Consider the following 23,802-nt stretch of genomic DNA (forward strand, 5'->3'; position numbering starts at 1 on the left):
GAAGAAACAGGACGCTCAGATTACAAACAGGCCAGAGTAATTGTCGCGATGCGGACGGGGTAATTGTCGCCTAATAATCCCCAACGGTCATATTGTACCAGACCATCAACGATGATCTTCTTCCCGAATTTGCAGGGGCTGTTGCTCTTGTAATCCCAGCTTAGTCCCTTAAACACGTTAATGATCCCTCGCTCGAACACCTCTGCTTTACTCTGATGTAGTTGCTCAAAGGTGCTGAGAATATTCTCTTCACTGATAGCGGGAATATCGTCCTTTTCCAGGCTGTTGTACCACTCGTCGCGTGCCTGTGCGTCCATGAGCGCCAGCATTCCCGACTTATTCATCAGGTCTTTCCAGATGCTGCGATCGATATTTTGGGTGATGGCTTTTATCGCTGTTTCTGGTTTATCCATCAACCAGCAGTCGTAACGGTATTGCCGTACTCCCCATTCATTTGCTTTACCACCGCCGATGTTGCTAGTCAGTGTCGAGATATCGTCGAGTTGCTGTATCAGCGTTTCAATTTGAGCCAGCGCCGCGTTGCGTCCGGTGACGATACGTTCAATGCTGGTCGAGCAAATTACATCGGTATTGTCGGTTAACACTTCGGATTCGGTGAGAGTAAGTTCTGACATAGTTTATGTCCTTTATATAAAGCAAAACGCCAGTCGGTGAGGGCTGGCGTTTATGCGTGTGGTGAATACAGGGCTGTGATTATTCTGAGCGGATGTGTTGCAGAGACTGAGCATGTCGGAAGGAGAGACTACCAGTTGAAGGTGCTAAAACCCGGCAACAGGTCACCCGCTGCATCCAGATGTAGCATATCGATCCCGTAACGTCGTATCAGTGTGGTCACTAACCGACGGCAGCCCTTTGAAAGCCCCAATCTCTTTAGTTCCAGCACTGGGTATAAGCGAGCATTAAGTCTGAGCAGGTAACCGTAGCCGGTGCACAGTATCCAGTCACTGTTGCCGCCGTCGTGGCGTTGAAGAGTGACCTGGTCGAGAATAGCGTTATCCTCACACGTGATATGAGCGGTACTGCACTGGATCCCATTCAGACGGGCGGTACGTGGTAGCTGATCTTCAACAACCAACCTCCCTGGGGTATCAGCAACACGAAGCGAATACCCGTTATCACTGACCACATCAATCAGCGCAGCCAGCTCAATACCATCGATATCGACGGCGATCCGGCCCCCATTAAGGGCCAGTACATTAACGGTATCGGCTTCCACCGTCAGGGACAGCTTCATTGCTGCCCCCTGGATGACTGCCCACTGATGGCGCAAGTCACCGCCTTATAGCCGGTACGTTGCATCAGGCCGGTGGCCTTTCTGGCCCGGAGTATGTCAATAGCGCTGATGAACGGAGACTGATGCTGAATGGAGAAACCGGGGCGATCAATTCGTACCAGTTCAGATTTTTCAACGAGAAAATTGAGTGCATCTGCCAGTGAAATCCCGGCGTCAATATGCTGCTGGATCACATTGCCATCACCAAACTGTGTGTCGTTAAGCGAAAGGCCGTAATGCCTTTCCAGCAGATAAGTAAGAAGTTGCTGCCAGATTTCTACCGGCGACGGGTGTGACGATACCTTCCTCGTCGGGATGGTGGGTAAGGTTTGCATAAAGTTGATCTCTGTTAAATAAATAAGATGTTGATGGTCGGGGGGATTACGGTGAAGGGGGATGGTGAATTACGGTGTTTTTCAGGTAATCCACTTACTGTCTGATGGCGTCAAGTGCGGCCTCCAGTGTGAACCAGTTAATGCCCTGTTCTGCGTCGTGATGGCTGGCTGCATGGCATAATGCCGCTCTGGCCTCTTCTGTCGTAACAGACTCATCCACATTGTGTACATCGTCTTCGTACCAGAGTGAACACAATACGAAGTCGTCATTTTGATGTTGTTTCAGCAGTTCAATGACCTCGCTGATTTTACAGGCGTGTTGCATGGCTATTCTCCTCCGGGTTGTGCCGCAGGTGGCGTCGCATAAATCGCAAGATAAACGTACCCGCAGGAGCCGAGGGTGTCTGCCTCGCAGGTCAGTCCTTTTGCGTAGAGCGTGACGCCGTGCTGATGTCGGGGAGTGAGTTCACCGCTGGTGAGCATTAACTCAAGTTGTTTCAACAGCAGTGGAAATGCCAGATTCAGATGGCGCAGGTCTGATTCGCTGAAGGTGCCGGTGATGCTGGCGCGATCAGCCAGGTAATGCAGCCGGTTGCCCTCCTGTACCAGTCGTGCGCCAAAACACGGGATAGCTGCAGGCTTAAGTCCCCACCAGGAGGCGGCAATATCGTGGTTTGCTACATTTGTTGAGCTTTGCATTTAAGTAATCCTTAACTATGTGTTAATTCAGGGTAACGCTGCGCAGGACAACATACGGGCCGTTGCGGTCCTGGCGGCGTTCAGCGAATACGGCGAGCACACCGCTGATATCCTGCACCTCCCGTCCGGCATAGTGGCAGATGCTGCCGGACCACTGGTATTTCCCTGTGCAGAAGCGGAACAGCCGGGACTGCGGATGCTGGCGGTATATCGCCATCGCCTGGCGTTTGCTGATAATCTTCATCACCGGTCTCCTTAAAGCCAGCCTCGTTCGGCAAAAGACACTATATCCATCCCGCCAACCACCAGGTGGTCCAGCAGGCGAATATCGACCAGCTCCAGCGTCTGCTTAAGACGTTCTGTGATCCGTCTGTCTGAATCGCTGGGCTCTGCGTGCCCTGAAGGATGGCAGTGCGCCACGAGCATGGCAGCAGCGTTATATTTCAGTGCAGCCTTTACCACCTCCCGTGGATAGACCTGCGTATGGTTGATGGTGCCGGTGAAGAGAGTTTCGTGCGCAATCAGCCGGTGCTGGTTATCGAGGAAGAGCGCGGTAAACTCTTCGCGCTCCAGTGTGGCAAGCTGCAGGCGCAGCCAGTCACGTACTGAGCTACTGGAGGTAAATGACGCACCGGGTTCGCGTAACTGACGCTCCAGCAGGGTTAGTGCCTCACGGATGGTGTGTTGTGCGGATGCCGGTAATTCGGCGGCAAACAGTGGTAACTGTGTTTCCATAGCGGGATCCTCAGTCAATGATGTGCATGATGGCGCTGCATTCCGCGTGGTTGAGCGCGTAGTCCCGCAGACGGTAATAGTGCTCCGTCATGGCGTCGCATTCGGTGCGCATGGCGTGGTGGCTGTAAGCCATCAGGCAGGCTGCTATGCCCGCGGCCTCTGCGCTCATTTCCACATCGTTGCCATTCATCGGGTTGAACAGCGTCCATTTTTCAACGTCATCACCATCGGGCTCCGGGGCTATAAAAGCACCGCCGTTGCTCAGCGTGTAAAACTGCCAGATACCCCCGCAATAGTCTGCACAGAAGAGGTCCATCCAGGCGAAGATATGCGGCTCAAGGGTCATCCACTGCGGGATGGAACCAAAGTGCTGTGGCCAGAAGCCGATACGCTGTTCATCGGGCAACAACGTGACGATGAGAGTGTTGGTATTTTCGAGGTCTGAAAGGGTTTGCAGATTTGTAGCGTTATTCATTGGTTATTCCTTTTGAAAGGTCATAAGTGCGACTCCGGTAAACGGGAGCCTGATGTGTGGAAAAGGTGATTTGAGGCGTGATGGTGAAGGAATGCGTTACTGGCAGGTAAGTTCAGCAGGTGATGTGGTCAGGAGTAGCTGTGGGCAGGACTGTGCATAGCCATCTGCATCGCATCGTGAGGGCCAGTGGCCCTCCGGGAGGATTAAGCGGCACAGGCTGAGTTCACCGGGACGATAAAGAAGGTGTGAGCACCAGGCGCACAGGTCGTCATCGGAGATGGAGCGGCTGCAGGGAGTGTTTTCCAGGGCGGTCGGATAAAGGGTTGCCTGGTGGGCGTTATCAGGTAGCGGTGGCATCAGCTCAGTGCCTGCTGTAGTTCTTCCGCCATTACCCAGAGGGCGCGGTTGAGCTTAACGTCTCCGTCTATGCTTTTAACCGCGCGGGTATGGCTGCGCTTGCCTTTGGCAGTACGTCCCGGCAGACCCCCTTTCAGCAGGTTCTCCTGACAACGATTGAAAACTGACCACAGATCGTCCTGACGGTCTTCATAGCGGCGGGGCGTCAGTATCTGGGATGCCGTCACCGGCTGGTGATCTTCACCAAAGCGGTACGTCAGCGCGGCTTTTGCAAAAGCCTGCTGTGCCGGTGGCGTGAGTAACAGTGACTGCATCGCATCCCGATTTTCTTCGACCCGGTCAAATATCCCCAGTACCTCATAAGCCCCTTCAATGACTTTCTCCACCACATTACCCTTATGCGGCACGCGCACCTCCCCAAAGGTTTCGCCACAGACAAGTCCGTTCTGGCAGACTGCACGAAACAACCCCGGCAGCATCTGGTATGAGCTGGAGCCGTCGTGACTGTTAAGCAGAATGATTTCGGGGACCTGTTTACCGGTAATCTGGCCTTCACGCCTGAGGCGCAGCATGTGCTTTGTGTGGTCGCGTTTATTCAGGTCACGCACGCGTGTCTGGCAGGCAAAGAACGGCTGGAAGCCTTCCCGCTGCAGGTTATCCAGCAGGGTGATGGTCGGGATGTACGTGTAACGTTCGCTGCGGGATTCATGTTTTTCTTCGCTGAAGACGCTGGGCACGTAGTGCGCCAGTTCATCGCGGGTTAATGGGCGGTCGCGGCGCACGAGGCTGGCAGCGCCAAAACGGCTGGCTAAGCGCATGGAAATTTCCTTTCTGAGAAATAAAAGAAAACGCCCCGCTCGGATGAGCAGGGCGTTGGTGGTGTGTAATACCTGTGTTGTGGCAGTTGTCAGGGCTGGTTCGTCTGTTCTGCCGCCTGGGCCGGAGCATGTTCACCCGGTGTTGTGGTGTTCCTGTGAATAATCTGGTGTTTCGCCAGCGCCTGCTGCATGTCATTGATGCAGTACGTGATGTAGAAGACGTTAAACAGCACGGTATAAAAGACGTTCATCTTCAGGTCAAAGCGAAACGTGTTCAGCGCAAAGTGACGCAGCGCGGTTCTGGCCTTGAAAGCCCAGACCACATACATCACACCACTGGCTATTGAGAGCAGCCCGCTGATGGCCAGCAGGATATCGCCGGTTGAGTCGTAACCGTACGGGTCAGGTGCTGCCATGGCACCCAACTGACGACTGAGCCCGAAACAGACGGTGAGCCAGATAATAAACAGATTGCCGTAAAGCGGGTAGCCCGTGGTCTCGCTGATGATATCCTGCTTTTTGTAGAGCCAGAGCAGGGGCCAGACGCCGCAGGTGACCATGCTGAGCAGGACAAAATGCAGCGTACGGGTATTCAGCCGCTGGCTGAGGGTATTAATCGTGATATCTGTCATGAACTAAATTCCTGTATTAAACGAGTGGGGGGAGTGTTTCCGTGAATTAACCGGCCGTATTTTCACAGTCGCTGATATTTTTCAGCTCCTGCTGTGTATTCCTGATCCCCGGGTTAAAACTGCCGGCTTTCCTGTCATTCACATACACATCAAAATGTGCAGCCTGTCCCAGAGCCGTAATAAACTGCGACCAGGCATTGTCCGCATTACGCCATCCCAGAGACGAAGGGAGCGGGAATTGTCGATCGTTTATTACCAGCGTGATGGCGGTATGGTCGTCATGTGAGTCTGCCCCGGAACCATCGGGAAAGGTGAGCATGACGTGATGCTGCAGGATGTTCTGCTCATCGGGGTTGCCTGTGCAATTGAGGTTAAACATCACATTTTCGGGGCTGGTGATGATGTATTCGGTCACTCCCATGCCGAAGCCGCTGGTCCACATATTGGGGATAGCGTGAGCGATGCCAGTGAATGCCAGTGTTGTTACCAGCAGAACGGCAGATAGTTTACGCATGAACGTTTCCTTAAATTATCTAAGAGGCGGGCAACTGTTGATGAATCCGCCGTGGGTGTTACATAAGCTGTTTGCCAACCGTTATCAGACCGGCCAGCCAGCCGATGCACTGAGGCCCCACAAGCCAGAACAAGCGGGCTTTGAGCAGCCCGGTCATACCTTCGCTGGTGTATACCGCATCCGGCATCAGCCACTGGCGCAGGAACGCGCCGATAGTCATACCGGCACCGGGGCCGAGCGTCATCCAGAACAGATACCCCATCCCCTGCCCGAAACTGCGGATTTCGCCCGTATTTCCGAACACGTTAAACAGGACAACCACAAGCGCGATGCCAAAGGCAATTGCGAAATACTTAATAACAAGCCCCATTCTGGTAAGTCCTTATTTTCTGCACTGCTGAGCGGCACTCAGCATGTTGTCCATAAAACGCGGGGGGACATAGCCGTACTGCTGGTTCATTTTCTCCAGTTCCCCGTGGGTATATTTCGTCTTCAGCTCATCCCAGATACAGCCGCAGACCGCGGTGGTTCCGCCACCGGACTTACAGCCCCGGATAAACTCTTGTTCGTTTTTGTCACCACAGCCGCTCACGGCCAGAGCTGACAGCAGAGTGACGGCCAGTAACGCGCCCCGGGAAGCCGTCGTCATTTTTAATTGCCTGTGAATCATTGTGTTAATATCCATTCGTTAAAACGCCTCTGCTCAGAGGCTGTCCGATTGCACCACGCCTTCCTGTGCAAGGGCATGGCTGATGTTGTTCACCACCGTGTTCGGGTCGAGCCGGATTTCCGCCAGATGCTGGCCCGACTCAGGTGTTCCCTTGTAAACGTCCAGGGACGCGAACGGTCTGCCTTCATCGTTTGTCCCGGCAGATACCTGGTATGAGGTGTCTCCGTTTCTGACTGTGAATTCCTGCAGACTGATTACCTGATTGCTCTGGTAAGCGTACGTGGTGGTGTTTGCCGGTACGGTGAGGTCCATTTCCTTATGTTCTGCGCCGGTCCTGCCGAATGAGTACGATACCGACGGGGTGATGATGCAAATCTCGACTTCCTTTTTGTGGTTAACGGTCTGCGCATAGAAGACGGGCTTTCCGCAACGCTGGTGGTATGCCTGTATAAGGGCATCGGGCGTAGCGGCATTTACGGCTGACAGCGATGCCAGCATCATTCCTGCGCTCAGCAGCAGGGCTGTACCGTGTTTCATGTTTTAACTCCTTTTGGTCTGGTGTGAGGTTCGGGAGAAAGCTCCCGGAAGGTATGAATGACGTTGCTGATAAAGTGAAAATGCGGAAGGGCATTGATGAAATCCGCGTCTACAATGAGTGCGCTGGTTTCACTGCGCCGGTGAAAAGAGCGTTCAGACAAGAGACCGACGTTACCTCCTCAACCCTGAATACCCGTATCGCACCATACTGGCTGGCCACCAGATACCAGTCTGCATGTGAGAAAATTAGCCGGTAGGGCTCAAGGTGGTCGTGACGAATCCCCTTAACCAACAGGCTGACCAGACGGTGGTGGTAAATGCCTTCAGCAAGTCGCTCAAAGCAGTCCGGGAGGATCCCCGCGGGCTGCTGTGCATGGCCTATCAGGCATGGAGATGTGCCGTTTTCATCCATCAACAGCTGCATCAGATGGCGGCTCTGTGAGGGAATGAGACGGGCTATTCCGGTGTTGCGGGCAAACGCCAGCGCACCAGGAGTATGGTCGCGCATCGGGTTTGTTCGTAACCGCCAGCAGCCGTTATCGCCAGTCAGATCCAGATGCAGCAGACGCTGAGAGAAATCCCGGCGCAGGGTGCGTTCAGATACGCCAAATTCACCGGACAGCGCTTTTAGTGAAAGGGATTCACCAGCAAAAAGCCGGCTAATAATAACTGACAGCCTGAGTGCCAGCCTGTCGTGTCGGGGCGCAGGGTTCGTGGCGCGCATATGCCCTCCGTGAATGAAAAATACCGAGATAACTCATGCGGTTATTATGCAGGACGGTGTGGACAGGATATGACCAGCGATAAGACAGCGCGGCAGAAAAGATGCAATATTTTTCCCACGATAACTGTCTGAATTTACGATGATAATTTCACATCGCTTAGCTGGTGAGCGTTACGCGGTCATACTCTGTCATAAAGCCGGTCAGCAGGAGGCGTTGTCAGGGCTGAAGGTGGCTGTAGTATTGCGTTTTATTAATCTCGCCCTCAGTAAACGCAGTAAGAGGCGAAACAGAAGGATGAGAGCCCAACGGACGCTGTGGATCTCTTTCTCCGGCCAGCCTGCGCGCCGGCAGTATGAACCGCCCCGGTTTTTTTGGAGAGTGTTTAGTCCGGAAGCTCAGGCTGCCAGATCATTATTTGTACTGGTAGTATAATAAGCTTTTTCGGCTTCTACCGGCGGTATGTGTCCTAGCCGTTCCAGTAACCTTCGATTGTTGAACCAGTCCACCCACGCCAGTGTCGCAAGCTCCACTTCCGTGTGGTTTTTCCAGCTTTTACGGTGGATCACTTCCGCTTTGTAAAGGCCATTGATACTCTCGGCCAGGGCATTATCGTAAGAGTCGCCTGTACTGCCTGTCGACGCCAACAGCTCCGCCTCCTGCAGCCGCTGGGTGTACGCCAGTGACACGTATTGGGAGCCCTTGTCCGAGTGATGGATTGTACCTGAGGGGCGACGTGCCCACAGAGCTTGTTCCAGAGCATCCAGCACGAACCTTGCTTCCATCGACGATGAGACCCGCCAGCCAACGATCGTGCCTGCGAACACATCGATGATGAACGCCACATAGGCGAAGCCATGCCAGGTGCTAACGTACGTAAAATCTGCACACCAAAGCTGATTGGGACGTTCTGCCACAAACTGGCGGTTTACCAGATCCGCTGCTGCCGCTGTTTTACGACCGATCGTGGTCTTGATGACTTTGCCACGGAGTACGCCCCGAAGACCTATTATTTTCATCAGGCGTTCAACAGTACACCGGGCGACGCTAAAGCCCTCGCGGAGCAACTGACGCCAGACTTTTCGTGCCCCATAGACACTGTAATTTTCTCCGTAAACGCGTTTTATCTCCTGGATAATTTGAGCATCGCACTTTTCTCGTTGGCTACATTTCTCAGGATGTAGCTGGCGTTGCTGATGCCAGTAATATGTCGACGGGGCAATATCCAGTTCGCGACATACCGGCCCGACCCCGTGTGTACCACTCAGACGCTGCATAAGTGGCATTATTTTTTCCAGTGGCGGTTGAGCTCCGCCTGAGCAAAATAAGCTGAGGCCTGGCGCAATATATCATTGCTGCGGCGTAGCTCCCGATTTTCACGCTCCAGTTCTTTTAAACGCTGGCGCTCATTGGTGCTCAGTCCACCATCATCAGTGCTGACGGGGCTGACACCACCACGGACATCATTTTTATGCTGACGCAACCAGGCTCGTAGGGTGTCGTAATGGCACCCGATTTTTGACGATATGGCACGAATGGCATCCGGCTCAGAGTCATACTCATCACGGTGTTCCAACAACATTCTGACAGCGCGCTCACGCAGTTCAGGGGGATAGCGTTTGGCGGATTGTGATTTCATTTTGGGTCTCCTTTCACTGAGAGTTTAGTCTCCAAGAAACCCGGTACGGTTCAGTAATCCAGGATCCTGTTAACCACCCGTCTTCGGATATAGCGCAGCCGCATGCGTAACAGGGACCATGTCAGTGTCCTGAGTATCATTTCCACCACCTCAAAAAAGTAAGTGCCACAGCGCAGAAGCGGCATTCACAATGCCGTCGCGGATCGTTCCCAGCGCTTCACGGACCGCCTTTGGCAGCGGAATGGCGTCCACTATCCGGCTGAATAACTCACCCAGCAGATCGCCGAAATCCTGTCGGGCGGTACTCTCTGCCTCCGTAGTCCGGTGCTCTTCCCTGACCTGACGAAAAACGCCGCTGCTGGCCTCCGGGGGCAGGGCAAATATCATGGTTTCGACCAGACGGGCCAGGTTGTAGCCTGTTTTGGCTGACACCGCATGAACCGGATAAGGACAGGAGAACTGCCGTGAGATGGCTGCGCTTCGGGTGGTCAGCGTCAGCAACTGGCCAGTGGAGGGCAGACACGCTTCCCTGTCCCATTCCAGCGAGGGTTCCGCCTTGTCGGCCTGGTTAATGACGAAGACAATGCTGCCCGGTGAGACGCCACAATTGAGCAGGAACCGGTGAAACGCTTCGTCGGTCGCACAGGCCCGGTCATCCGCTTTCATCACCCAGAGGATAAGATCCAGCGTCGGTAACTGATCTTTATATAGCTGCCGGTATTCACGGTCATAGTCCAGAGATTCACCGGCACCGGGTAAATCGACCAGCGTCATGCGACGCCCGCCAATATCGAGCGTGAAGCGAAGCGGTTCACGGGTACAGCCCTGCACATCGCTGACCGGGCTTAGGGGCTGCTGAAAGAGCGCATTACATAGAGAACTTTTCCCACTCCCTGTTTTACCCATAATGCCAACGACCGGCTCGTAATGGATGTGCTGGCGGATGCGATTTAGTATCGTACGGGAGAGTGTTTCGGGCAGGAGAGACAGCTGTTGCTTCAGGCCATCAAGACCCTGTTCAGTTTTATCTGACACATTAACCTCCGTGAGTGAAATAACAAAATGGCAGCATTTCTGCTGCCCTTCTCACACAGGTAATATAGGTCTGAAATTTTTTTGAATGTCATGTATGGGCTGTATTACTGCCTCCGCTCACCTTGTTTTTAGCTCAAAGTCCTCACTCACCACCACAGGTTTTTCGGTAATGGTCATTAATCAGAGTTTCCAGCATATCGCTGATGCGAACTCCGCTGCGTTCAGCCATAAAGTCGAGTCGCATTTTAGTTTCGTTCTTAAGGTACGTATTGAGTGCTTTTTTATCTGTGCGGGACTGACGTAGCTTCTGCTGATTCCAGGCTTTATTCAGATTAAGCAGGAATAGCCGTTTGGTATCCGGTGCGTCATCCCATAAATCAAGTGCGGCACGTAGCGCTAAATTTCGTTCAGCATGGCTCAGAGGGGTAAACCAGGTGCTCAGCCCCGGCGAAGAAAGCGTAAATGAAAGTCCGCCGGTGGGGGCGTTTCTTTCTTCCTGTAGCGATTTAAGACTGTTCCATGCCCACAGTACCGCCTCTTCCTCATCAGGTAACCATTTCAGCGGAGCAGGTTTGCTGTAAATATTTTTCCACTGGTCTTTGAGCCTGTCCATTACCTGGCTCTTAAGGTGATTAACTGGTGGGGCAGGAATAATTATCCAGTCAAAGAAATTGAAGAGAAGTTGCATTCTTTCCCGGTGGCTTGCCGGGGATTTATTGAGTTGAAGGAACTGATACCAGTTCTGACCGAAAGGGGCATCTCCTGAACGGAGAATACCAAGCTGATAGTCACTCGCTTCACAGAGATAACCCCACATCCAGAATGCGGCCCGCTCGTCGTTTTCAATCCAGTCAAATTTTTCTGCAGGTAAGATATTCTCGTCGCAGGCGGTATGCATATCTGCCAGGAGTCTGTCTTGCTGTTCTTTATCAGGATAGTACTTATTGAGGAGATGATTAACTGCCTGATGGCAGCTGCCTGCTTCCTGACGGTTAACCCCTTCTGCTCTGATGTTTTTGTTTATTTCTAACCAGGCAATATAAAAATTGCAGATTCGTATGTCACGATTTTTAACGGGTATTTGTCTGCCATTAATGTAATTTATTGCCATTATAAAAGGCTCCATAAAACAAACTACATAGTAGTGGTTTGTGTAGTGATTGTTGTGGGGATAAAGTAGCATGACAATGGTTTTATCGTCACTAAAAAACATATCTGGTAGTCATCGTGAAGTAAGATTGTGGTTTTATGTTGGTTTGATCACGGTTTTACCATGGTTTTAATGTTGCTGTTTTTAATGATTTATTTCTTTCTGTGCTCTGTTTTTAGGGATTCTTGTTCGCTTACCCACTACTCTTTAACTTTATCTTATTCCTCCGTTTGTTCTTCTGCATGCTCTCGTCTTCACCCCGTCATGATACCGGGTTCGCTTCAGAGGGAATTTCTGGCAGCAGGCAGGTTTACCCTAGTATATTTTCATTTCATTGCTCAGAATCAGGGAGATGGCTTCTGTGAGTTGTGTAAATTTGGGCGTTATAGTGGTTGAGGTTATTTGAGGCGGCAAAGTGTTTTTTTGGGGGGGTGTTGGTAAAGATAATTCCAGAGTGAACGTGCATGGCTTTTATCGCGTATAGACCAGGCCTGACGTAACCTGCTCTGGTATTGCAGTCAGGCCCGATGTGTTGGATTGGTATTAATATAATAAAGATAGCCCTTTCTTTATGGTTAAACAACAGTTAGTACAAGAACATTACTCAGAGGGATGAATGACAGCCTGGAAGAGAGTATCACTTGAAAGGCAATATTACAGTTGAAAAGGTAGTTGCCGATGATATCAACCGGCAGGTGAGGCTACTCGTCAGACAGTGCTTTCTCTCAGTCATTTCCCTTTATAAAGAGACAAGACGAGGCCATTACTTTGAGATAAGACTGCGTAAATGAGTAAATACGTTAGATATTAAACTTAGTGATATTATCTTTGGTGTGTAAATCTTCAGGGAGGGTAGTGCGGTCGATAATATTGCCGGAGGATGGACTGAGCGTATGGCAGCGTTGTGCGAAGTGTAAATACACGGTGGGTGCTACTGGTGTTAGCCTGTCTGTTTAACGTGTTATTACGAGGGTTGACTATAACAGGTAATGTGATAACCAATGGAAGCTGAAAGGATCGTGTTAATACGCTAAGTATGTGCAAGGGTATTGATTACATCAACGAACCATAAATCCGGGTATGTAGATTTTGTCGGGAGTAATAGTTCGGGCATGTACCGCAGGCCGGATAATGCAGGTAACATCGCGTATTGTTATGGCCAAATCTTTCAGTGTCTGAGAAACAATTAACGCATTATCGTAAGTTATCTGATAAACGGTTTGATGTTATAAACCTGAATGTTACTGAAGCTTTCTGTAAGCCCCTGTAATCGCATAAAAGATAACGCTAATGGAAATCTGTGGATGGTATGAATACGTTGAGCGTGATGCGTTACAGAGCGTTTTAACAGTAGTCCCGACAACGATTATTTATCGGGTTTATTGAACGAGGTAGTAATATCATGATGGCAGCGGGGGCTGGTACAGGGGCTCTTACCCCGGGTATATACATCCCGCCGGAGTCATATTCGCTTTTCAGGGTAACCACAGACCCTTTTTAAACCTGGTCAATACAAAACATCAAACGCTTAAGTAAATCTGGCAATGACTATCACATGGGCTGGTGGCTTCACCATATCGCGCTAAAACCCTGTGTTTTCAGACGATGACGGGTACGCTTGACATAAGCGGCGTCAACGAGTTCATCGGGTGGCAAACTACGGGTGATATTACAAATTGTCGCCAGCGCTGCATCTGAGAGTTTAAACGTTCGTGGTAAGGCGTAGTAATCCCCTGTTTTTTGCATACCGATGTTATCGAATAACGCTCTGAAGAAATCCGTCAGCGAAGGGCGGCGTGCATTAATTATCGCCTCCGTCGCTTCATCAGCAAATGTAACCTCAACCTCCTCCATACCCAGCGAACGAATAATCCCGGCAATGTCAGGCCAGTACTTAAGATCGAAACGGCTTTGTTGAATAAATCGAACTTTTGCTGAGTTGAAGGATCAGATCACGCATCCTCCCGACAACACAGACCATTCCGTGGCAAAGCAAAAGTTCAGAATCACCAACTGGTCCACCTACAACAAAGCTCTCATCAACCGTGGCTCCCTCACTTTCTGGCTGGATGATGAGGCGATTCAGGCCTGGTATGAGTCGGCAACGCCTTCATCACGAGGAAGGCCCCAGCGCTATTCTGATCTCGCCATCACCACCGTTCTGGTGATTAAACGCGTATTCCGGCTGACCCTGCGGGCTGCGCAGGGTTTTATTGATTCCATTTTTGCCCTGATGAACGTTCCGTTGCGCTGCCCGGATTACACCAGTGTCAGTAAGCGGGCAAAGTCGGTTAATGTCAGTTTCAAAACGTCCCCCTGGGGTGAAATCGCACACCTGGTGATTGATTCCACCGGGCTGAAGGTCTTTGGTGAAGGCGAATGGAAAGTCAGAAAGCACGGCAAAGAGCGCCGTCGTATCTGGCGAAAGTTGCATCTTGCTGTTGACAGCAACACACATGAAGTTGTCTGTGCAGACCTGTCGCTGAATAACGTCACGGACTCAGAAGCCTTCCCGGGCCTTATCCGGCAGACTCACAGAAAAATCAGGGCAGCCGCGGCAGACGGGGCTTACGATACCCGGCTCTGTCACGATGAACTGCGCCGCAAAAAAATCAGCGCGCTTATTCCTCCCCGAAAAGGAGCAGGTTACTGGCCCGGTGAGTACGCAGACCGCAACCGTGCCGTTGCTATTCAGCGGCTGAGCGGAAGCAATGCACGGTGGAAATGGACAACGGAATATAACCGTCGCTCGATAGCGGAAACGGCAATGTACAGAATGAAGCAGTTGTTGGGAGATTCACTGACGCTGCGTGACTACGATGGTCAGGTAGCGGAAGCTATGGCCATGGTGCGTGCGTTGAACAGGATGACAAAGGCTGGGATGCCAGAAAGCGTGCGTATTGCCTGAAAATCCAGCCAGCTACAGGGTCGTTCGCACGAAATCTTATTTATTCAACAAAGCCGATCGAAACTATTAAGCCGCTGCAGTTCTGGTTTAAGGTGAAGCTGATAATGATCGTTCTTCTCTCCGGCATCATCGATAAATTCGGTGAGTTTACGCATACGCTCGCAATGAAAGTGACCGTTCCCACTAAGCTCTGTACGTCGCTCCAGCATTTCAGCCAGTTTCTGGCTCATGGCGCTGATACTGTCATTCAGGGCCGTAAGCTCCTGATGATCAGCCCGTAGTTGTGCAAAGCGCTCATCGGTTCCAAAGCTACCGGCATGGATAATCTGCTCAAGCAGCACCCAGAGCTGTTGTCTGGAGAGACTGCTGGGCGCTATCTCCCTGTATACCACCACCATCTCGTCATGACGTTCAACCAGCCGGTTAAATACAGGCCAGGTTGAGGGCCAGGATGGTGGAACGGTCTTTTACCAGTCGTGAAGTATTTCTTTCAACAGTGCCAGCGCGATCGCCGGGGTTTCCTCAACGTCAACAATCATTGTTATTTCCTCTGGTTATCTTCTTTCCATGTCCATTGTTCACTGTAGCCCTGGAGATGTCGGTAACGGGAAGACTGTTTTTTCGCAGTATTCGGGTCACCCTGCGCCAGAATCGTTGTTAATTCGTATTGACCTCATGGCTTCAGTCACTGTGCTGCTACCCGTTGCATATATCTCCCTGCCACCCCCGATATTTTATCGAATCCTGCCATCTCTGGGGACCTGCTTAGGGACCCGCTGAAGGCAAAAAGTTATTTTTTACGGCGCTGGTAATGGTTATGAACGATAACCCACCGGAGTCCATTTTAATGAGTTACACATACGACCCTTTCTGGCAGCAACGCATCGCCGATACCTTCAGTTGTGCGCTTAACGCTTACACCCGCTTACTGGCCCTGCGTGTTGACCTCCGTCTGCCGGATACGCCAGCGGCAAGCGATACAGCCGTTATCTCCCGTTTCACCGATTCCCTGAAAGCCCGAATTACAGCCCTTCAGGCGCGTCAACGTCGCGAGGGCAAACGCGTCTGGCCGACCACGCTGCGTTTTGTCTGGGCGCGGGAGTTTGGTGAAATCAAAGGGAAGAAGCATTACCACGCGGTGCTGTTGCTGAACCGCGATACGTGGTGCGGACCGGGGGATTACCAGGACCCGGATTCGCTCGCAGGTATGATTAAACAGGCGTGGTGCAGTGCTCTGAAGGTGGATGCACAGGCGCATGCCGTTCTGGCCCGCTTCCCGAAGAGCCCGGTGTCCTGGCTGACGCGCGGTAATACCACAGAGCTTCAACAGGCGCTGGCGCAGGCCGCTTATCTTGCCAAACGCGAAACCAAAGTCACCGGCGATGGTGAACGTAACTTCGGTTGCAGCCGCGGTTGAGCCAGGCATATATCGATTCACCAGGCCTGAACGTACGGGCCGGGTAATTTTTTACAACGTTTCCCTATCCTCTGAGGCGAACCGGTAACCCCATGATTCAACCACTACCGGACGTCTCCCGACAGCCATATCCTCAGAGGGAGAAAAATACCATGACCACGACGAATTCGAACATTAATGCCAGTCCTGACACACTGCTTTCAGCTCAGGACCCGCTTATCGACATGACTTTTATCACCACGTACACCGGTATGACGGACAAGTGGTTTTATAAACTGATTGGCGACGGTCTGTTTCCCAAACCCATTAAGCTGGGCCGCAGTTCGCGCTGGCGCAGAAGCGAGGTGGAAACCTGGATGCAGCAGCGTATCGCAGATTCCCGTGGCGCCTGAGCAGACGAGGTTTGTTGATGGAAAAACAACGCCGTACTAAACCACAGAACATCCCGGCGCGCTGTAAGTGTCCCCGTTGCCGCAGGCAGTATTGTGGTGCCAGACCCTGCCCCGTTTGTTTTCGCACCTCTGTAGCATCTGCACAACCGTAATCCCGGTGGGCTGCAGAGACTGAATACCAAGAATCATCTTCCGCTAACGCATAACTGACCCGCCATTCACGCAGCCATGCAGCCCATATCGGGACGGCTTACGCCTGCGTGTCGTCTGGCGGTAAGGAGTACCACGATGTACGCCAAATCTTTCATCGCCCTTGACGGTAATGGTCGTCTCACCGGAGCCAGAACAGCACAACGGTATCCGTATGACCGCTACACCTGCCACCTGTGCGGCAGTGCGCTGCGATACCATCCTGAATACAACACTGAGCGACCGTTCTTTGAACACAGGTCCGACATGTTGACAGATAACGGGCGACAGCATTGTCCGTATGTCAACCTGGAAGCGAAAGGGACCCGCCATATCCGGCAGCTGCAATGGTATGTACCGGATGCCCGTCCGCTGGTTTACCGCGCCGTCTGGCACTGCAGTGGTTGCGACAGTAATTATCACGGTGAGCGCTATTGCCTGACCTGCCGAACCGGTGAGTTCAGCAGGACGCTCTCTGATGCTGAAATCCGGACTGCAGAGGTAACGGCATGCGCGTACTGAAATGTTACCTGGCAAATGACCGTGAAGGTCACTTTGTGACGGCCGGTGAAGCCATGAGCGCACCGGGGCAGGTATGGAGCTGTGCTTCCTGTGGCTGTCGTCTGGTGCTGCATGCTGGCACCTTCAGCGACCCTGCGTGGTTTGAACACGATACGCGGACCGTGGCCCGGGATGTGCTGATGAACTGTGCCCATCTCGACCCGGAAGTGAAAGCCGGGGCCCGGCACAGGAAGCTGCGCAATATGCTCAACGGACTGGATGCTACGGTGATGACGCTGTCCTGGTACTGTGTGTGGTGCGGCGACCATTATCAGGGCGTGAAGCACTGTTACCGATGCCAGACCGGTATCTACAGCATCGAAGAAGTGAACTGGCAGAGAAACTACTGCTACAGTACCGGATAGTCCTCCCTCGCCTTTATGAACCAGATACCGCCGCACTGGCGGGGTCTTCCCTGATTTAACCCAAAGAGAGTCTGCATTGTGAATCATTCTTACACACGGGCTTCTGATGCTGTCAGCGCGGATGCCGTCAGTACGCGTGCATTTCTGCAACAGGCCGTTGACCATTACCCGCGACTGGCGGCATTCAGCTTTACGCTGAAATTGCCGTATCGAGAAACCATGAGCGAATACCGGTCATTGATTCTGCGTTTTCATACTGAAGTCTGGCAGCGCACCGGCGAATATTCGCGCCAGCGTCAGCAGGCGCGGCAGAGTTCACCGCCAACGATCCTGCGATGGATGTGGGAGTCTGCCAGTGCACCAGAGCGCAAAATACTGCTGCTGATTAATCTTGATACGCTGGGGGCCTTGCGCGATGGGGTCGTACAGCAGGACATGAGCAGGATACTCAGAGAGGCATGGTGTGCGGTGATACACACTGATAATAACGTTACCAGCATGTCATCTTTCATCATTAGTCGTTCAGATAAGAACGCTTTTACCGTGCCGTTTGGCCGGTTGAAGGCCGGAATGGATAACATGGTACCTCCCGTGATTACGGCCAGAACGGGTGTTATTTGCCCGTGAGCGTACTGGTTACCGTGATGATGTTCCGTCTGACCCCACACGATCACTTTTTGGTCTTTTCCGGTACCCTCAGCACCGATATAATTCCCTGATGAAAAGAACTCACGATACTCTACCTCCGGAACAAACCGTCGCTGAACTTGCACATTTTGCCTGGTGCGCCCTTGTCGCATTACGTACCGTGCAGCAGGATGGTCAGGCGCTGTCGCCACTCAGCATGCATTTTTGCTGCGCTGGCTGACTGTGGCGTATAAGCAAAAGCGGTTTCCGCATGCTATCGCATCCGATATTGAGAGTCTGATGACACTTGGGCGCCAGAAGGGCTTTGCTGCCAGCTTATTCACTCGTCTGGAATATCTCTGGTCTTCGTGCTCGGGGCCGGTGTCTGCTCAGTCGGATTTGTACCGGCTGACGTATGCAATTGAACAACTTAAATCGCAGGACTGGGTCAATGCAGTGGTGAGTGACGAGGACTGGGACAATGAAGCGCTTCTGGTCCAGGAATTCAGCGATACGGATGCATTGCTGGTAAGGAAGTCGGCACTGACCGGTGGATTTTCGGATGAGGGTAAACTGATTGCGCTGGTGGAATTTCTGGTGACGGGCAACCTGTCAACATGTGCAGAGGTTTTTCAGGCCCATGCCCTCCCGCCAGTCATGATGGCGTTGAACCGGATCGCATTACAACCTGAGCAATAGAACAAACATTCTCAACGCATTAGTCAGTCTGATCACAACCCATTCCCTGAATGGCAGATATCCGGGTCGTGCTTACTTTCTGGTATTGAGGCATGTGTAAAGGGCAGTCATGACATTTATTTTCTTCTGACGAAAACAAATAAGCACCGTTTAAGTGAATAATCAGAAATGATGAAAACCTGAAAATGTCGTCAATTTTTCACATGCTCAGTCACGTCCGGCTTCACATTTTTCGATAAAAATACAAAACCAGAGATTTCATGCGATTGGTGGTATTTCGCACAGATATGCACCCTAAGATAAACTGATCATTTGCCGCACATCCTTATCCCACAGGCCTGAAGGGGTTATGCAAGAAAATTCTTATAAATCAGAAAGATGATCTTTAATTGTTAAAGCTTAGAAATGTAAAATATTATTACATTTTTTCATTTCCGATCTGGCAGGGAACGTTCCTATACTCCGGCTATTGGGTCTTATCCGAAATTTTCCATTTCAGGCAAATGCTCAAAAATACAGTGTCGGCATGCTGGTGGATGGAATGCGCCCGCTTTTTAGTTCCGGGGTTTTTATTTACGTCGGATGACGCGAACCGAAAAGTTGTTCTGGCAGGGTAATTTTTTCTTATTTATTTCTCACTGGCATTGACCGTTTCTATTACTTCATAGAACAGGGACAGCCATGTCTAACTCTTCCTTTCAGTCCGAAATCCCTAAAGTGCGTATTAATTTAAAACTTGATTTGCACACTGGTGGCGCGAGCAAGAAAACGGAGCTCCCCCTGAAATTGCTCGTGGCGGGCGACTTCAGTAATAGTCAGGAGTCTGCCCCCCTGTCTGAGCGCAAAAAAGTTGATTTGAATAAAAATAATTTCGACTCAGTGTTGTCCGAATATTCCCCAAACGTCAATCTGACCGTTAAAAACACGCTGGCTGATGACGGCAGCGAAGACAACATCAGCCTGACCTTCCGGAGCATGAAAGATTTCACCCCGGAGCAGGTTTCCCGGCAAATCCCTCAGTTGAAGGCCATGCTTTCCATGCGCAATTTACTCCGTGATCTCAAGTGTCAACAACGGGTAAAAAGTGATCCACTTACCGTCACCACCAACGGTCTAATATTGATCCACCTTGTTTACTCAGGATTAGCTTCTGCTATAACCCCGGCCTTTCGTTTCTGCTTCAGTCGATAGCTCTCTCCTTTTATCTGGACTACGTGTGAGTGATGTAAGATCCGGTCCAGCATTGCCGATGTCAGCGCTGCATCCCCGGCGAACGTCTGGTCCCATTGCCCGAACGGCAGGTTAGAGGTCAGGATCATCGCGCTCTTTTCGTAACGTTTGGCAATGACCTGGAAGAACAGCTTGGCTTCCTCCTGGCTGAACGGCAGATAGCCTATTTCGTCGATGATGAGCAGTTTGGGGGCCATGACACCACGATTGAGTGTCGCTTTGTAACGCCCCTGACGCTGGGAAGCCGATAGCTGTAACAGCAGGTCTGCTGCTGTTGTGAAGCGAACCTTGATGCCAGCCCGTACTGCCTCGTAGCCCATGGCTATCGCTAGGTGTGTTTTCCCCACGCCCGAGGGGCCCAGCAACACGATGTTTTCGTTACGTTCGATGAAGCTCAGGGAACGCAGCGACTGGATTTGCTTCTGAGGTGCGCCGGTGGCGAAGGTGAAGTCGTACTCCTCGAACGTCTTCACCGCCGGGAAGGCTGCCATCCGCGTGTACATCGCCTGTTTACGCTGATGCCGGGCCAGTTTCTCCTCATGTAGCAGGTGCTCCAGGAAGTCCATGTAGCTCCATTCCTGAACCACTGCCTGTTGCGACAGTGCCGGCGCCGCGCCGATAAGGCTGTCCAGCTGGAGCTGTTCAGCAAGCACCATCAGCCGTTGATGTTGTAGTTCGACCATCATGCGGCTCCTCTGCAGAACGTGTCATAGATGGACAGCGGATGATGCAACGGCTGCCTGTCGAAGGTCACCAGGCTTTCGTCAACCTGCACGTCATACTGTTTTTTCTCCGGTGGCAGTGCCAGCATGGATTGCTGTTCCTCCACCCAGCGATCACAGGGGCGGGTCTGGATAGTTTCATGCTTCCGCTGATTAGCCACATCGTACAGCCAGCGCAGACCGTAACGGTTTGCGGTCTCAACATCGACGGTTATCCCCATCGGGCGAAGACGCGTCATTAACGGGATGTAGAAGCTGTTGCGGGTGTACTGCACCATTCGCTCCACCTTACCTTTAGTCTGTGCCCTGAAGGGGCGACACAGCCGCGGAGAGAAGCCCATCTCTTTGCCGAACTGCCACAGGGAAGGATGGAACCGGTGCTGTCCGGCCTGGTAAGCATCTCGCTGGAGCACTACCGTTTTCATCTTGTCGTACAGAACTTCCCGCGGTACGCCGCCGAAGAAGCTGAACGCATTGCGGTGACAGGATTCCAGCGTGTCGTAGCGCATGTTGTCGGTGAACTCGATGTAAAGCATTCTGCTGTACCCCAGAACAGCAACGAACACATGCAGGGGAGACTTACCGTTTCGCATGGTCCCCCAGTCAACCTGCATCTGCCGTCCGGGCTCGGTTTCGAAGCGAACAACCGGCTCTGCCTGTACGGGGAGTGTCTGCGAACGGATGAACTCCCTCAGGATAGTCAGACCTCCACGATAGCCCAGCTCCATGATTTCCCTGGCAATAACGGTAGCCGGGATTTTGTAGGGATGCGCGTCGCTGATCCGCTTACAGATATAATCGCGGTATTCATCGAGCAGTGATGATGATGCCGGGCGTGGTGAATACTGCGGCTTTTCAGGATTGGCATTCAGGTGGCTGCGGACAGTATTGCGCGAAATACCCAGTTCTCTGGCGATGGCCCGGATACTCATTCCCCGCTTGTGCAGGACTTTAATTTTCATACGAATCTCAAAAGTGATCATAAGCTCCCCTGTATTCAGAGGAGCAGATTAACCCCTGGATCAATTTTCAACCGCTGGGGTGGATCAGTTTTGCACCGTTGGTAACAACTGAGTTCGTACCTGAAGAATAATGAATACTTGAGCCACTCATTGGTGGCTCAATTGGATACTTAATTACCAATTCTGTATGTGAGGCAGTTATCAGCATTTAAGTGGAGATTAAGCTTACCTGATGCAAGCTCATTCTCTGTGTTGGTTCCTGCAAAAGCAAAACCCTTCTTAATAAGATTAGTTGTATAGTACTTATTATACATGAATGCCCAAATAATCATGCCAATCATCGAGCCAATACCCATGGTGAGAAAAGCAAGGATAATCAGCACGATAAAAGTACCGATGAAGGTTATGAAGTCCTTTCTGAAAAGAGCTGGAAACGCTCCGAAAAACAATGTAGTCCAGGAAAAACCATAAAATCCTGTTACTGTCTCGCCAGTACGTGGATTCTCCATGCGAATTTTAGTAGCCATTACTTTTTACACCTATTTGTTAATTGATATTATGTTATTCATGGAATCATTCATTAACTTTTTAAAAACACCCATGCAATAACTACTCATTAATTATTCTTCACCAATATCTTTATAGAATGCTATTTCCTTATATTCCGCATTAGGTATACGTAGGAAAACAAAACAACGTTTTACATAATAACGATTAATGACGTTAGCAAAACCGTTCATATACTCAAATGATCCATCTCAATGAATTTTGCATAGGGTCTATTGATTAGGCTGTTTTTTCTACAAGCAACAAGAAAGAATAGACATTACTAATTTTGTAATGTTATTATTTTTAACGAACTAATTATCGCTCTAATTTTTTCGTGAGTAACGCTTTTAAATTGAAGTGCTAGTTTGTTTAGTGTATTACTATTTTTTAACCATATAGCTCATTACAATATGCTTAGAAAGCAATAGAACAGATTGAGTTGGCACTGAAATAGGCTAAAACCGACATACGTATCGGGGAAGAGAACAGAATTTTGTGAGGCGGCGTGAGGAATGAGGGCGTAGAAGATTATGATTAAGAAAACATTATGCAGCTTATTGCTGGCCGTACTTTGTGGCGGCATGGTTGGCCCCGCAGTGAGTACGGAGAATGACCATCGGTATATTAGTATTCGTAATACGGATAGCAGTTGGGTGCAGGGCGTGTGTTCTTTGGTATTCCGGCTGGATAACGGCGGTGATGGGACATTCAATAACCTGACAGTCAGCTTACAATTAACTGATAAATCGGGAGCCGTTCTGGAAAAAGGAACTCTTGATGTTCAGCCGTTTGGCGATAGCAGTGCAACTCGCTCAACCCTTTCGGCAACTGAATTCAGCTGTGATGCGGTTGAAAATACAGCCAACATCGTGATTACCGACGTTGAGGAAACGTCTTCGGATGGTTCAGTCCATGCTCTGCCACTGTCGATGTTTGATCCGCAATATTATCAACCATTAAAAATGAGCGTACAAAAAAGCGGATAGCTTTAGCTGCCTTCTATGGGGATGATAGATATACATCCCCATTACGACGAAATAAGCGTTTATGCTTTGTTGATTAAATCGATAATACGATCGCCTTCTGTATCTTCTTGCGCAAATCGGCTAAAGATGCTGCCATCGTTTTGTGTACCCACCTTGATAGGTTCCTTGCAATCTTTGTGGAAGATTCTTTTCCCTTTTTTTGTGACAACCACACCTGACATATCGCCGTGCTGCTCTTTATCGTAAACAATATATTCATAGGGGCCTTTGACGACACGTATCCAGTAAAGCGAGCCACCGGCGATCATCTGAGAATTATAGTAGGCGTTAACCCCCGGTTGATTAGTGACAAGATTCAGCTCAGCAGTCGGAGCAGACTGGGTTCCCAGGGCATATCCCGCGCTATCCTGCGCAATAAAGGCGCTGGCGTATTTATTATTGGTGAGCAGGCATTCCAGCGTTAATTGTTCCTGATCCTCCGCACTGTAAGACGCAGCTAAAGCTGTCTGGCTGAGTGACATACAGACAATGGTCAACGCCGCAATTCGTAGAGTTAATTTCACGTTCCTTACTCCTTTATAAA

Annotated in this window: 33 protein-coding genes, 1 pseudogene and 1 other annotated feature; of the genes and pseudogenes, 9 read left to right on the forward strand and 25 right to left on the reverse strand. The window is 50.9% G+C overall.

Annotated features, from left to right (window positions below):
• Window positions 1-77: 77 nt before the first annotated feature.
• The 20 genes and pseudogenes from V6E55_RS11710 to V6E55_RS11805 all read right to left on the reverse strand — a co-directional run.
• Window positions 78-635, reverse strand: a pseudogene (locus V6E55_RS11710) (DUF4942 domain-containing protein); the annotation flags it as partial.
• Window positions 636-763: 128 nt separating this feature from the next.
• The gene (locus V6E55_RS11715; RefSeq protein WP_004856810.1) at window positions 764-1,255 is read right to left on the reverse strand and encodes a DUF5983 family protein; all 492 of its coding nucleotides are present in this window, start codon (window positions 1,253-1,255) and stop codon (window positions 764-766) included.
• Window positions 1,252-1,629 (reverse strand): TA system toxin CbtA family protein, encoded by a 378-nt coding sequence (locus V6E55_RS11720; protein WP_004856815.1) that lies wholly within the window; start codon window positions 1,627-1,629, stop codon window positions 1,252-1,254. The genes V6E55_RS11715 and V6E55_RS11720 overlap by 4 nt, the downstream gene beginning before the upstream one ends.
• Window positions 1,630-1,723: 94 nt before the next feature.
• Complete coding sequence (locus V6E55_RS11725; RefSeq protein ID WP_004856818.1) at window positions 1,724-1,954, reverse strand: hypothetical protein; 231 nt, start codon at window positions 1,952-1,954, stop codon at window positions 1,724-1,726.
• Window positions 1,955-1,956: 2 nt separating this feature from the next.
• Window positions 1,957-2,328, reverse strand: a complete 372-nt coding sequence (locus tag V6E55_RS11730; RefSeq protein ID WP_316942878.1) for a type IV toxin-antitoxin system YeeU family antitoxin — start codon at window positions 2,326-2,328, stop codon at window positions 1,957-1,959.
• A 22-nt stretch (window positions 2,329-2,350) separates the two neighbouring features.
• On the reverse strand, window positions 2,351-2,572 hold the full coding sequence (locus tag V6E55_RS11735; protein ID WP_004856822.1) for a DUF987 domain-containing protein: 222 nt from the start codon (window positions 2,570-2,572) through the stop codon (window positions 2,351-2,353).
• A gap of 11 nt (window positions 2,573-2,583) precedes the next feature.
• Entirely contained in the window at window positions 2,584-3,063 is a 480-nt protein-coding gene (gene radC, locus V6E55_RS11740) for a RadC family protein (RefSeq protein ID WP_021314683.1), read from the reverse strand.
• 10 nt (window positions 3,064-3,073) lie between these two features.
• Window positions 3,074-3,538, reverse strand: coding sequence for an antirestriction protein (locus V6E55_RS11745; protein WP_004856826.1), 465 nt, complete (start codon window positions 3,536-3,538; stop codon window positions 3,074-3,076).
• A 96-nt stretch (window positions 3,539-3,634) separates the two neighbouring features.
• Window positions 3,635-3,895, reverse strand: a complete 261-nt coding sequence (locus tag V6E55_RS11750; RefSeq protein WP_049287279.1) for a hypothetical protein — start codon at window positions 3,893-3,895, stop codon at window positions 3,635-3,637.
• Entirely contained in the window at window positions 3,895-4,713 is an 819-nt protein-coding gene (locus tag V6E55_RS11755) for a DUF932 domain-containing protein (RefSeq protein WP_004856830.1), read from the reverse strand. The genes V6E55_RS11750 and V6E55_RS11755 overlap by 1 nt, the downstream gene beginning before the upstream one ends.
• Before the next feature lie 89 nt (window positions 4,714-4,802).
• Window positions 4,803-5,345, reverse strand: coding sequence for a DUF4234 domain-containing protein (locus V6E55_RS11760; RefSeq protein ID WP_004856832.1), 543 nt, complete (start codon window positions 5,343-5,345; stop codon window positions 4,803-4,805).
• 46 nt (window positions 5,346-5,391) lie between these two features.
• Window positions 5,392-5,859 carry a hypothetical protein gene (locus V6E55_RS11765; RefSeq protein WP_316942880.1) on the reverse strand — a complete coding sequence of 156 codons (468 nt, stop codon included), beginning with the start codon at window positions 5,857-5,859 and terminating at the stop codon, window positions 5,392-5,394.
• Between the two features lie 58 nt (window positions 5,860-5,917).
• Entirely contained in the window at window positions 5,918-6,229 is a 312-nt protein-coding gene (locus V6E55_RS11770; RefSeq protein WP_004856838.1) for a hypothetical protein, read from the reverse strand.
• A 12-nt stretch (window positions 6,230-6,241) separates the two neighbouring features.
• On the reverse strand, window positions 6,242-6,508 hold the full coding sequence (locus V6E55_RS11775) for a hypothetical protein (RefSeq protein ID WP_021314684.1): 267 nt from the start codon (window positions 6,506-6,508) through the stop codon (window positions 6,242-6,244).
• 54 nt (window positions 6,509-6,562) lie between these two features.
• On the reverse strand, window positions 6,563-7,066 hold the full coding sequence (locus V6E55_RS11780; RefSeq protein WP_004856844.1) for a hypothetical protein: 504 nt from the start codon (window positions 7,064-7,066) through the stop codon (window positions 6,563-6,565).
• 109 nt (window positions 7,067-7,175) lie between these two features.
• Complete coding sequence (locus tag V6E55_RS11785) at window positions 7,176-7,790, reverse strand: helix-turn-helix transcriptional regulator (protein WP_316942882.1); 615 nt, start codon at window positions 7,788-7,790, stop codon at window positions 7,176-7,178.
• A gap of 396 nt (window positions 7,791-8,186) precedes the next feature.
• A protein-coding gene (locus V6E55_RS11790; protein ID WP_410493451.1) for an IS3 family transposase occupies window positions 8,187-9,427 on the reverse strand; the annotation gives its coding sequence in 2 pieces (ribosomal slippage) (window positions 8,187-9,112 and window positions 9,112-9,427; 1,242 coding nt in all).
• Window positions 9,003-9,119, reverse strand: a sequence feature (AL1L pseudoknot). (Overlaps the previous gene by 117 nt.)
• A 150-nt stretch (window positions 9,428-9,577) precedes the next feature.
• Window positions 9,578-10,462, reverse strand: coding sequence for a GTPase family protein (locus tag V6E55_RS11795; RefSeq protein WP_021314685.1), 885 nt, complete (start codon window positions 10,460-10,462; stop codon window positions 9,578-9,580).
• 142 nt (window positions 10,463-10,604) lie between these two features.
• Window positions 10,605-11,675, reverse strand: coding sequence for a hypothetical protein (locus V6E55_RS11800; RefSeq protein WP_316942884.1), 1,071 nt, complete (start codon window positions 11,673-11,675; stop codon window positions 10,605-10,607).
• A 1,506-nt stretch (window positions 11,676-13,181) separates the two neighbouring features.
• Window positions 13,182-13,466, reverse strand: a complete 285-nt coding sequence (locus tag V6E55_RS11805) for a hypothetical protein (protein WP_316942885.1) — start codon at window positions 13,464-13,466, stop codon at window positions 13,182-13,184.
• Window positions 13,467-13,596: 130 nt separating this feature from the next.
• Between V6E55_RS11805 and V6E55_RS11810 the strand changes: the two genes are divergently transcribed.
• Window positions 13,597-14,520 carry an IS5 family transposase gene (locus V6E55_RS11810; protein WP_442881659.1) on the forward strand — a complete coding sequence of 308 codons (924 nt, stop codon included), beginning with the start codon at window positions 13,597-13,599 and terminating at the stop codon, window positions 14,518-14,520.
• Window positions 14,521-14,564: 44 nt separating this feature from the next.
• Here V6E55_RS11810 and V6E55_RS11815 read toward each other — a convergent pair whose 3' ends face one another.
• The gene (locus V6E55_RS11815) at window positions 14,565-14,918 is read right to left on the reverse strand and encodes a hypothetical protein (RefSeq protein WP_316942887.1); all 354 of its coding nucleotides are present in this window, start codon (window positions 14,916-14,918) and stop codon (window positions 14,565-14,567) included.
• A 449-nt stretch (window positions 14,919-15,367) separates the two neighbouring features.
• On the opposite strand from V6E55_RS11815, the gene V6E55_RS11820 reads away from it, so the two are divergent.
• From V6E55_RS11820 to tssB, 7 genes are all read left to right on the forward strand, one after another.
• Window positions 15,368-15,937 carry an inovirus Gp2 family protein gene (locus V6E55_RS11820; protein ID WP_028016383.1) on the forward strand — a complete coding sequence of 190 codons (570 nt, stop codon included), beginning with the start codon at window positions 15,368-15,370 and terminating at the stop codon, window positions 15,935-15,937.
• A gap of 152 nt (window positions 15,938-16,089) precedes the next feature.
• Window positions 16,090-16,329, forward strand: a complete 240-nt coding sequence (locus V6E55_RS11825) for a helix-turn-helix transcriptional regulator (RefSeq protein WP_028016384.1) — start codon at window positions 16,090-16,092, stop codon at window positions 16,327-16,329.
• 288 nt (window positions 16,330-16,617) lie between these two features.
• Complete coding sequence (locus tag V6E55_RS11830) at window positions 16,618-17,040, forward strand: putative zinc ribbon protein (RefSeq protein ID WP_072002000.1); 423 nt, start codon at window positions 16,618-16,620, stop codon at window positions 17,038-17,040.
• A complete protein-coding gene (locus V6E55_RS11835; protein ID WP_032747550.1) occupies window positions 17,028-17,444 on the forward strand; it encodes a putative zinc ribbon protein in 417 nt (138 codons plus the stop codon). The genes V6E55_RS11830 and V6E55_RS11835 overlap by 13 nt, the downstream gene beginning before the upstream one ends.
• A gap of 78 nt (window positions 17,445-17,522) precedes the next feature.
• Window positions 17,523-18,071, forward strand: coding sequence for a YagK/YfjJ domain-containing protein (locus tag V6E55_RS11840; RefSeq protein ID WP_031521473.1), 549 nt, complete (start codon window positions 17,523-17,525; stop codon window positions 18,069-18,071).
• A 225-nt stretch (window positions 18,072-18,296) separates the two neighbouring features.
• Window positions 18,297-18,770: a DUF2913 family protein gene (locus tag V6E55_RS11845; protein ID WP_239661200.1), complete on the forward strand. Its 474-nt coding sequence runs from the start codon at window positions 18,297-18,299 to the stop codon at window positions 18,768-18,770.
• A gap of 681 nt (window positions 18,771-19,451) precedes the next feature.
• Window positions 19,452-19,961 (forward strand): type VI secretion system contractile sheath small subunit, encoded by a 510-nt coding sequence (gene tssB / locus V6E55_RS11850; RefSeq protein ID WP_032747556.1) that lies wholly within the window; start codon window positions 19,452-19,454, stop codon window positions 19,959-19,961.
• Here tssB and istB read toward each other — a convergent pair.
• The 3 genes from istB to V6E55_RS11865 all read right to left on the reverse strand — a co-directional run bounded on the left by istB (window position 19,904) and on the right by V6E55_RS11865 (window position 22,211).
• Window positions 19,904-20,686, reverse strand: coding sequence for an IS21-like element ISSen3 family helper ATPase IstB (istB, locus tag V6E55_RS11855; RefSeq protein ID WP_032747561.1), 783 nt, complete (start codon window positions 20,684-20,686; stop codon window positions 19,904-19,906). The two genes, tssB and istB, sit on opposite strands and share 58 nt — an antisense overlap.
• Entirely contained in the window at window positions 20,683-21,705 is a 1,023-nt protein-coding gene (istA, locus tag V6E55_RS11860; protein ID WP_032747563.1) for an IS21 family transposase, read from the reverse strand. Before istA ends, istB begins: the two co-directional genes overlap by 4 nt.
• Window positions 21,706-21,854: 149 nt before the next feature.
• Complete coding sequence (locus tag V6E55_RS11865) at window positions 21,855-22,211, reverse strand: hypothetical protein (protein ID WP_031521479.1); 357 nt, start codon at window positions 22,209-22,211, stop codon at window positions 21,855-21,857.
• Between the two features lie 552 nt (window positions 22,212-22,763).
• On the opposite strand from V6E55_RS11865, the gene V6E55_RS11870 reads away from it, so the two are divergent.
• On the forward strand, window positions 22,764-23,219 hold the full coding sequence (locus V6E55_RS11870) for an IrmA family protein (protein ID WP_032747566.1): 456 nt from the start codon (window positions 22,764-22,766) through the stop codon (window positions 23,217-23,219).
• Between the two features lie 59 nt (window positions 23,220-23,278).
• On the opposite strand, the gene V6E55_RS11875 is transcribed toward V6E55_RS11870, so the two are convergent.
• Window positions 23,279-23,782, reverse strand: a complete 504-nt coding sequence (locus V6E55_RS11875; RefSeq protein WP_017901263.1) for a hypothetical protein — start codon at window positions 23,780-23,782, stop codon at window positions 23,279-23,281.
• Window positions 23,783-23,802 lie beyond the last annotated feature (20 nt).

This window comes from Enterobacter sp. 342 (assembly GCF_036663495.1).
Classification (GTDB): Bacteria; Pseudomonadota; Gammaproteobacteria; order Enterobacterales; family Enterobacteriaceae; genus Enterobacter.

Coding starts and splice junctions, on each gene's coding strand:
- V6E55_RS11775 (WP_021314684.1), bottom strand. CDS start 6,508: ATGACGACGGCTTCCCGGGGCGCGTTACTGGCCGTCACTCTGCTGTCA.
- V6E55_RS11830 (WP_072002000.1), top strand. CDS start 16,618: ATGTACGCCAAATCTTTCATCGCCCTTGACGGTAATGGTCGTCTCACC.
- V6E55_RS11870 (WP_032747566.1), top strand. CDS start 22,764: ATGATTAAGAAAACATTATGCAGCTTATTGCTGGCCGTACTTTGTGGC.
- V6E55_RS11745 (WP_004856826.1), bottom strand. CDS start 3,538: ATGAATAACGCTACAAATCTGCAAACCCTTTCAGACCTCGAAAATACC.
- V6E55_RS11750 (WP_049287279.1), bottom strand. CDS start 3,895: ATGCCACCGCTACCTGATAACGCCCACCAGGCAACCCTTTATCCGACC.
- V6E55_RS11720 (WP_004856815.1), bottom strand. CDS start 1,629: ATGCAAACCTTACCCACCATCCCGACGAGGAAGGTATCGTCACACCCG.
- V6E55_RS11785 (WP_316942882.1), bottom strand. CDS start 7,790: ATGCGCGCCACGAACCCTGCGCCCCGACACGACAGGCTGGCACTCAGG.
- V6E55_RS11780 (WP_004856844.1), bottom strand. CDS start 7,066: ATGAAACACGGTACAGCCCTGCTGCTGAGCGCAGGAATGATGCTGGCA.
- V6E55_RS11725 (WP_004856818.1), bottom strand. CDS start 1,954: ATGCAACACGCCTGTAAAATCAGCGAGGTCATTGAACTGCTGAAACAA.
- V6E55_RS11730 (WP_316942878.1), bottom strand. CDS start 2,328: ATGCAAAGCTCAACAAATGTAGCAAACCACGATATTGCCGCCTCCTGG.
- V6E55_RS11770 (WP_004856838.1), bottom strand. CDS start 6,229: ATGGGGCTTGTTATTAAGTATTTCGCAATTGCCTTTGGCATCGCGCTT.
- V6E55_RS11820 (WP_028016383.1), top strand. CDS start 15,368: ATGAGTTACACATACGACCCTTTCTGGCAGCAACGCATCGCCGATACC.
- V6E55_RS11735 (WP_004856822.1), bottom strand. CDS start 2,572: ATGAAGATTATCAGCAAACGCCAGGCGATGGCGATATACCGCCAGCAT.
- V6E55_RS11825 (WP_028016384.1), top strand. CDS start 16,090: ATGACCACGACGAATTCGAACATTAATGCCAGTCCTGACACACTGCTT.
- istA (WP_032747563.1), bottom strand. CDS start 21,705: ATGATCACTTTTGAGATTCGTATGAAAATTAAAGTCCTGCACAAGCGG.
- V6E55_RS11865 (WP_031521479.1), bottom strand. CDS start 22,211: ATGGCTACTAAAATTCGCATGGAGAATCCACGTACTGGCGAGACAGTA.
- V6E55_RS11800 (WP_316942884.1), bottom strand. CDS start 11,675: ATGTTTTTTAGTGACGATAAAACCATTGTCATGCTACTTTATCCCCAC.
- V6E55_RS11805 (WP_316942885.1), bottom strand. CDS start 13,466: ATGGAGGAGGTTGAGGTTACATTTGCTGATGAAGCGACGGAGGCGATA.
- tssB (WP_032747556.1), top strand. CDS start 19,452: ATGTCTAACTCTTCCTTTCAGTCCGAAATCCCTAAAGTGCGTATTAAT.
- V6E55_RS11835 (WP_032747550.1), top strand. CDS start 17,028: ATGCGCGTACTGAAATGTTACCTGGCAAATGACCGTGAAGGTCACTTT.
- istB (WP_032747561.1), bottom strand. CDS start 20,686: ATGATGGTCGAACTACAACATCAACGGCTGATGGTGCTTGCTGAACAG.
- V6E55_RS11715 (WP_004856810.1), bottom strand. CDS start 1,255: ATGAAGCTGTCCCTGACGGTGGAAGCCGATACCGTTAATGTACTGGCC.
- V6E55_RS11765 (WP_316942880.1), bottom strand. CDS start 5,859: ATGCGTAAACTATCTGCCGTTCTGCTGGTAACAACACTGGCATTCACT.
- V6E55_RS11815 (WP_316942887.1), bottom strand. CDS start 14,918: ATGGTGGTGGTATACAGGGAGATAGCGCCCAGCAGTCTCTCCAGACAA.
- V6E55_RS11760 (WP_004856832.1), bottom strand. CDS start 5,345: ATGACAGATATCACGATTAATACCCTCAGCCAGCGGCTGAATACCCGT.
- V6E55_RS11755 (WP_004856830.1), bottom strand. CDS start 4,713: ATGCGCTTAGCCAGCCGTTTTGGCGCTGCCAGCCTCGTGCGCCGCGAC.
- radC (WP_021314683.1), bottom strand. CDS start 3,063: ATGGAAACACAGTTACCACTGTTTGCCGCCGAATTACCGGCATCCGCA.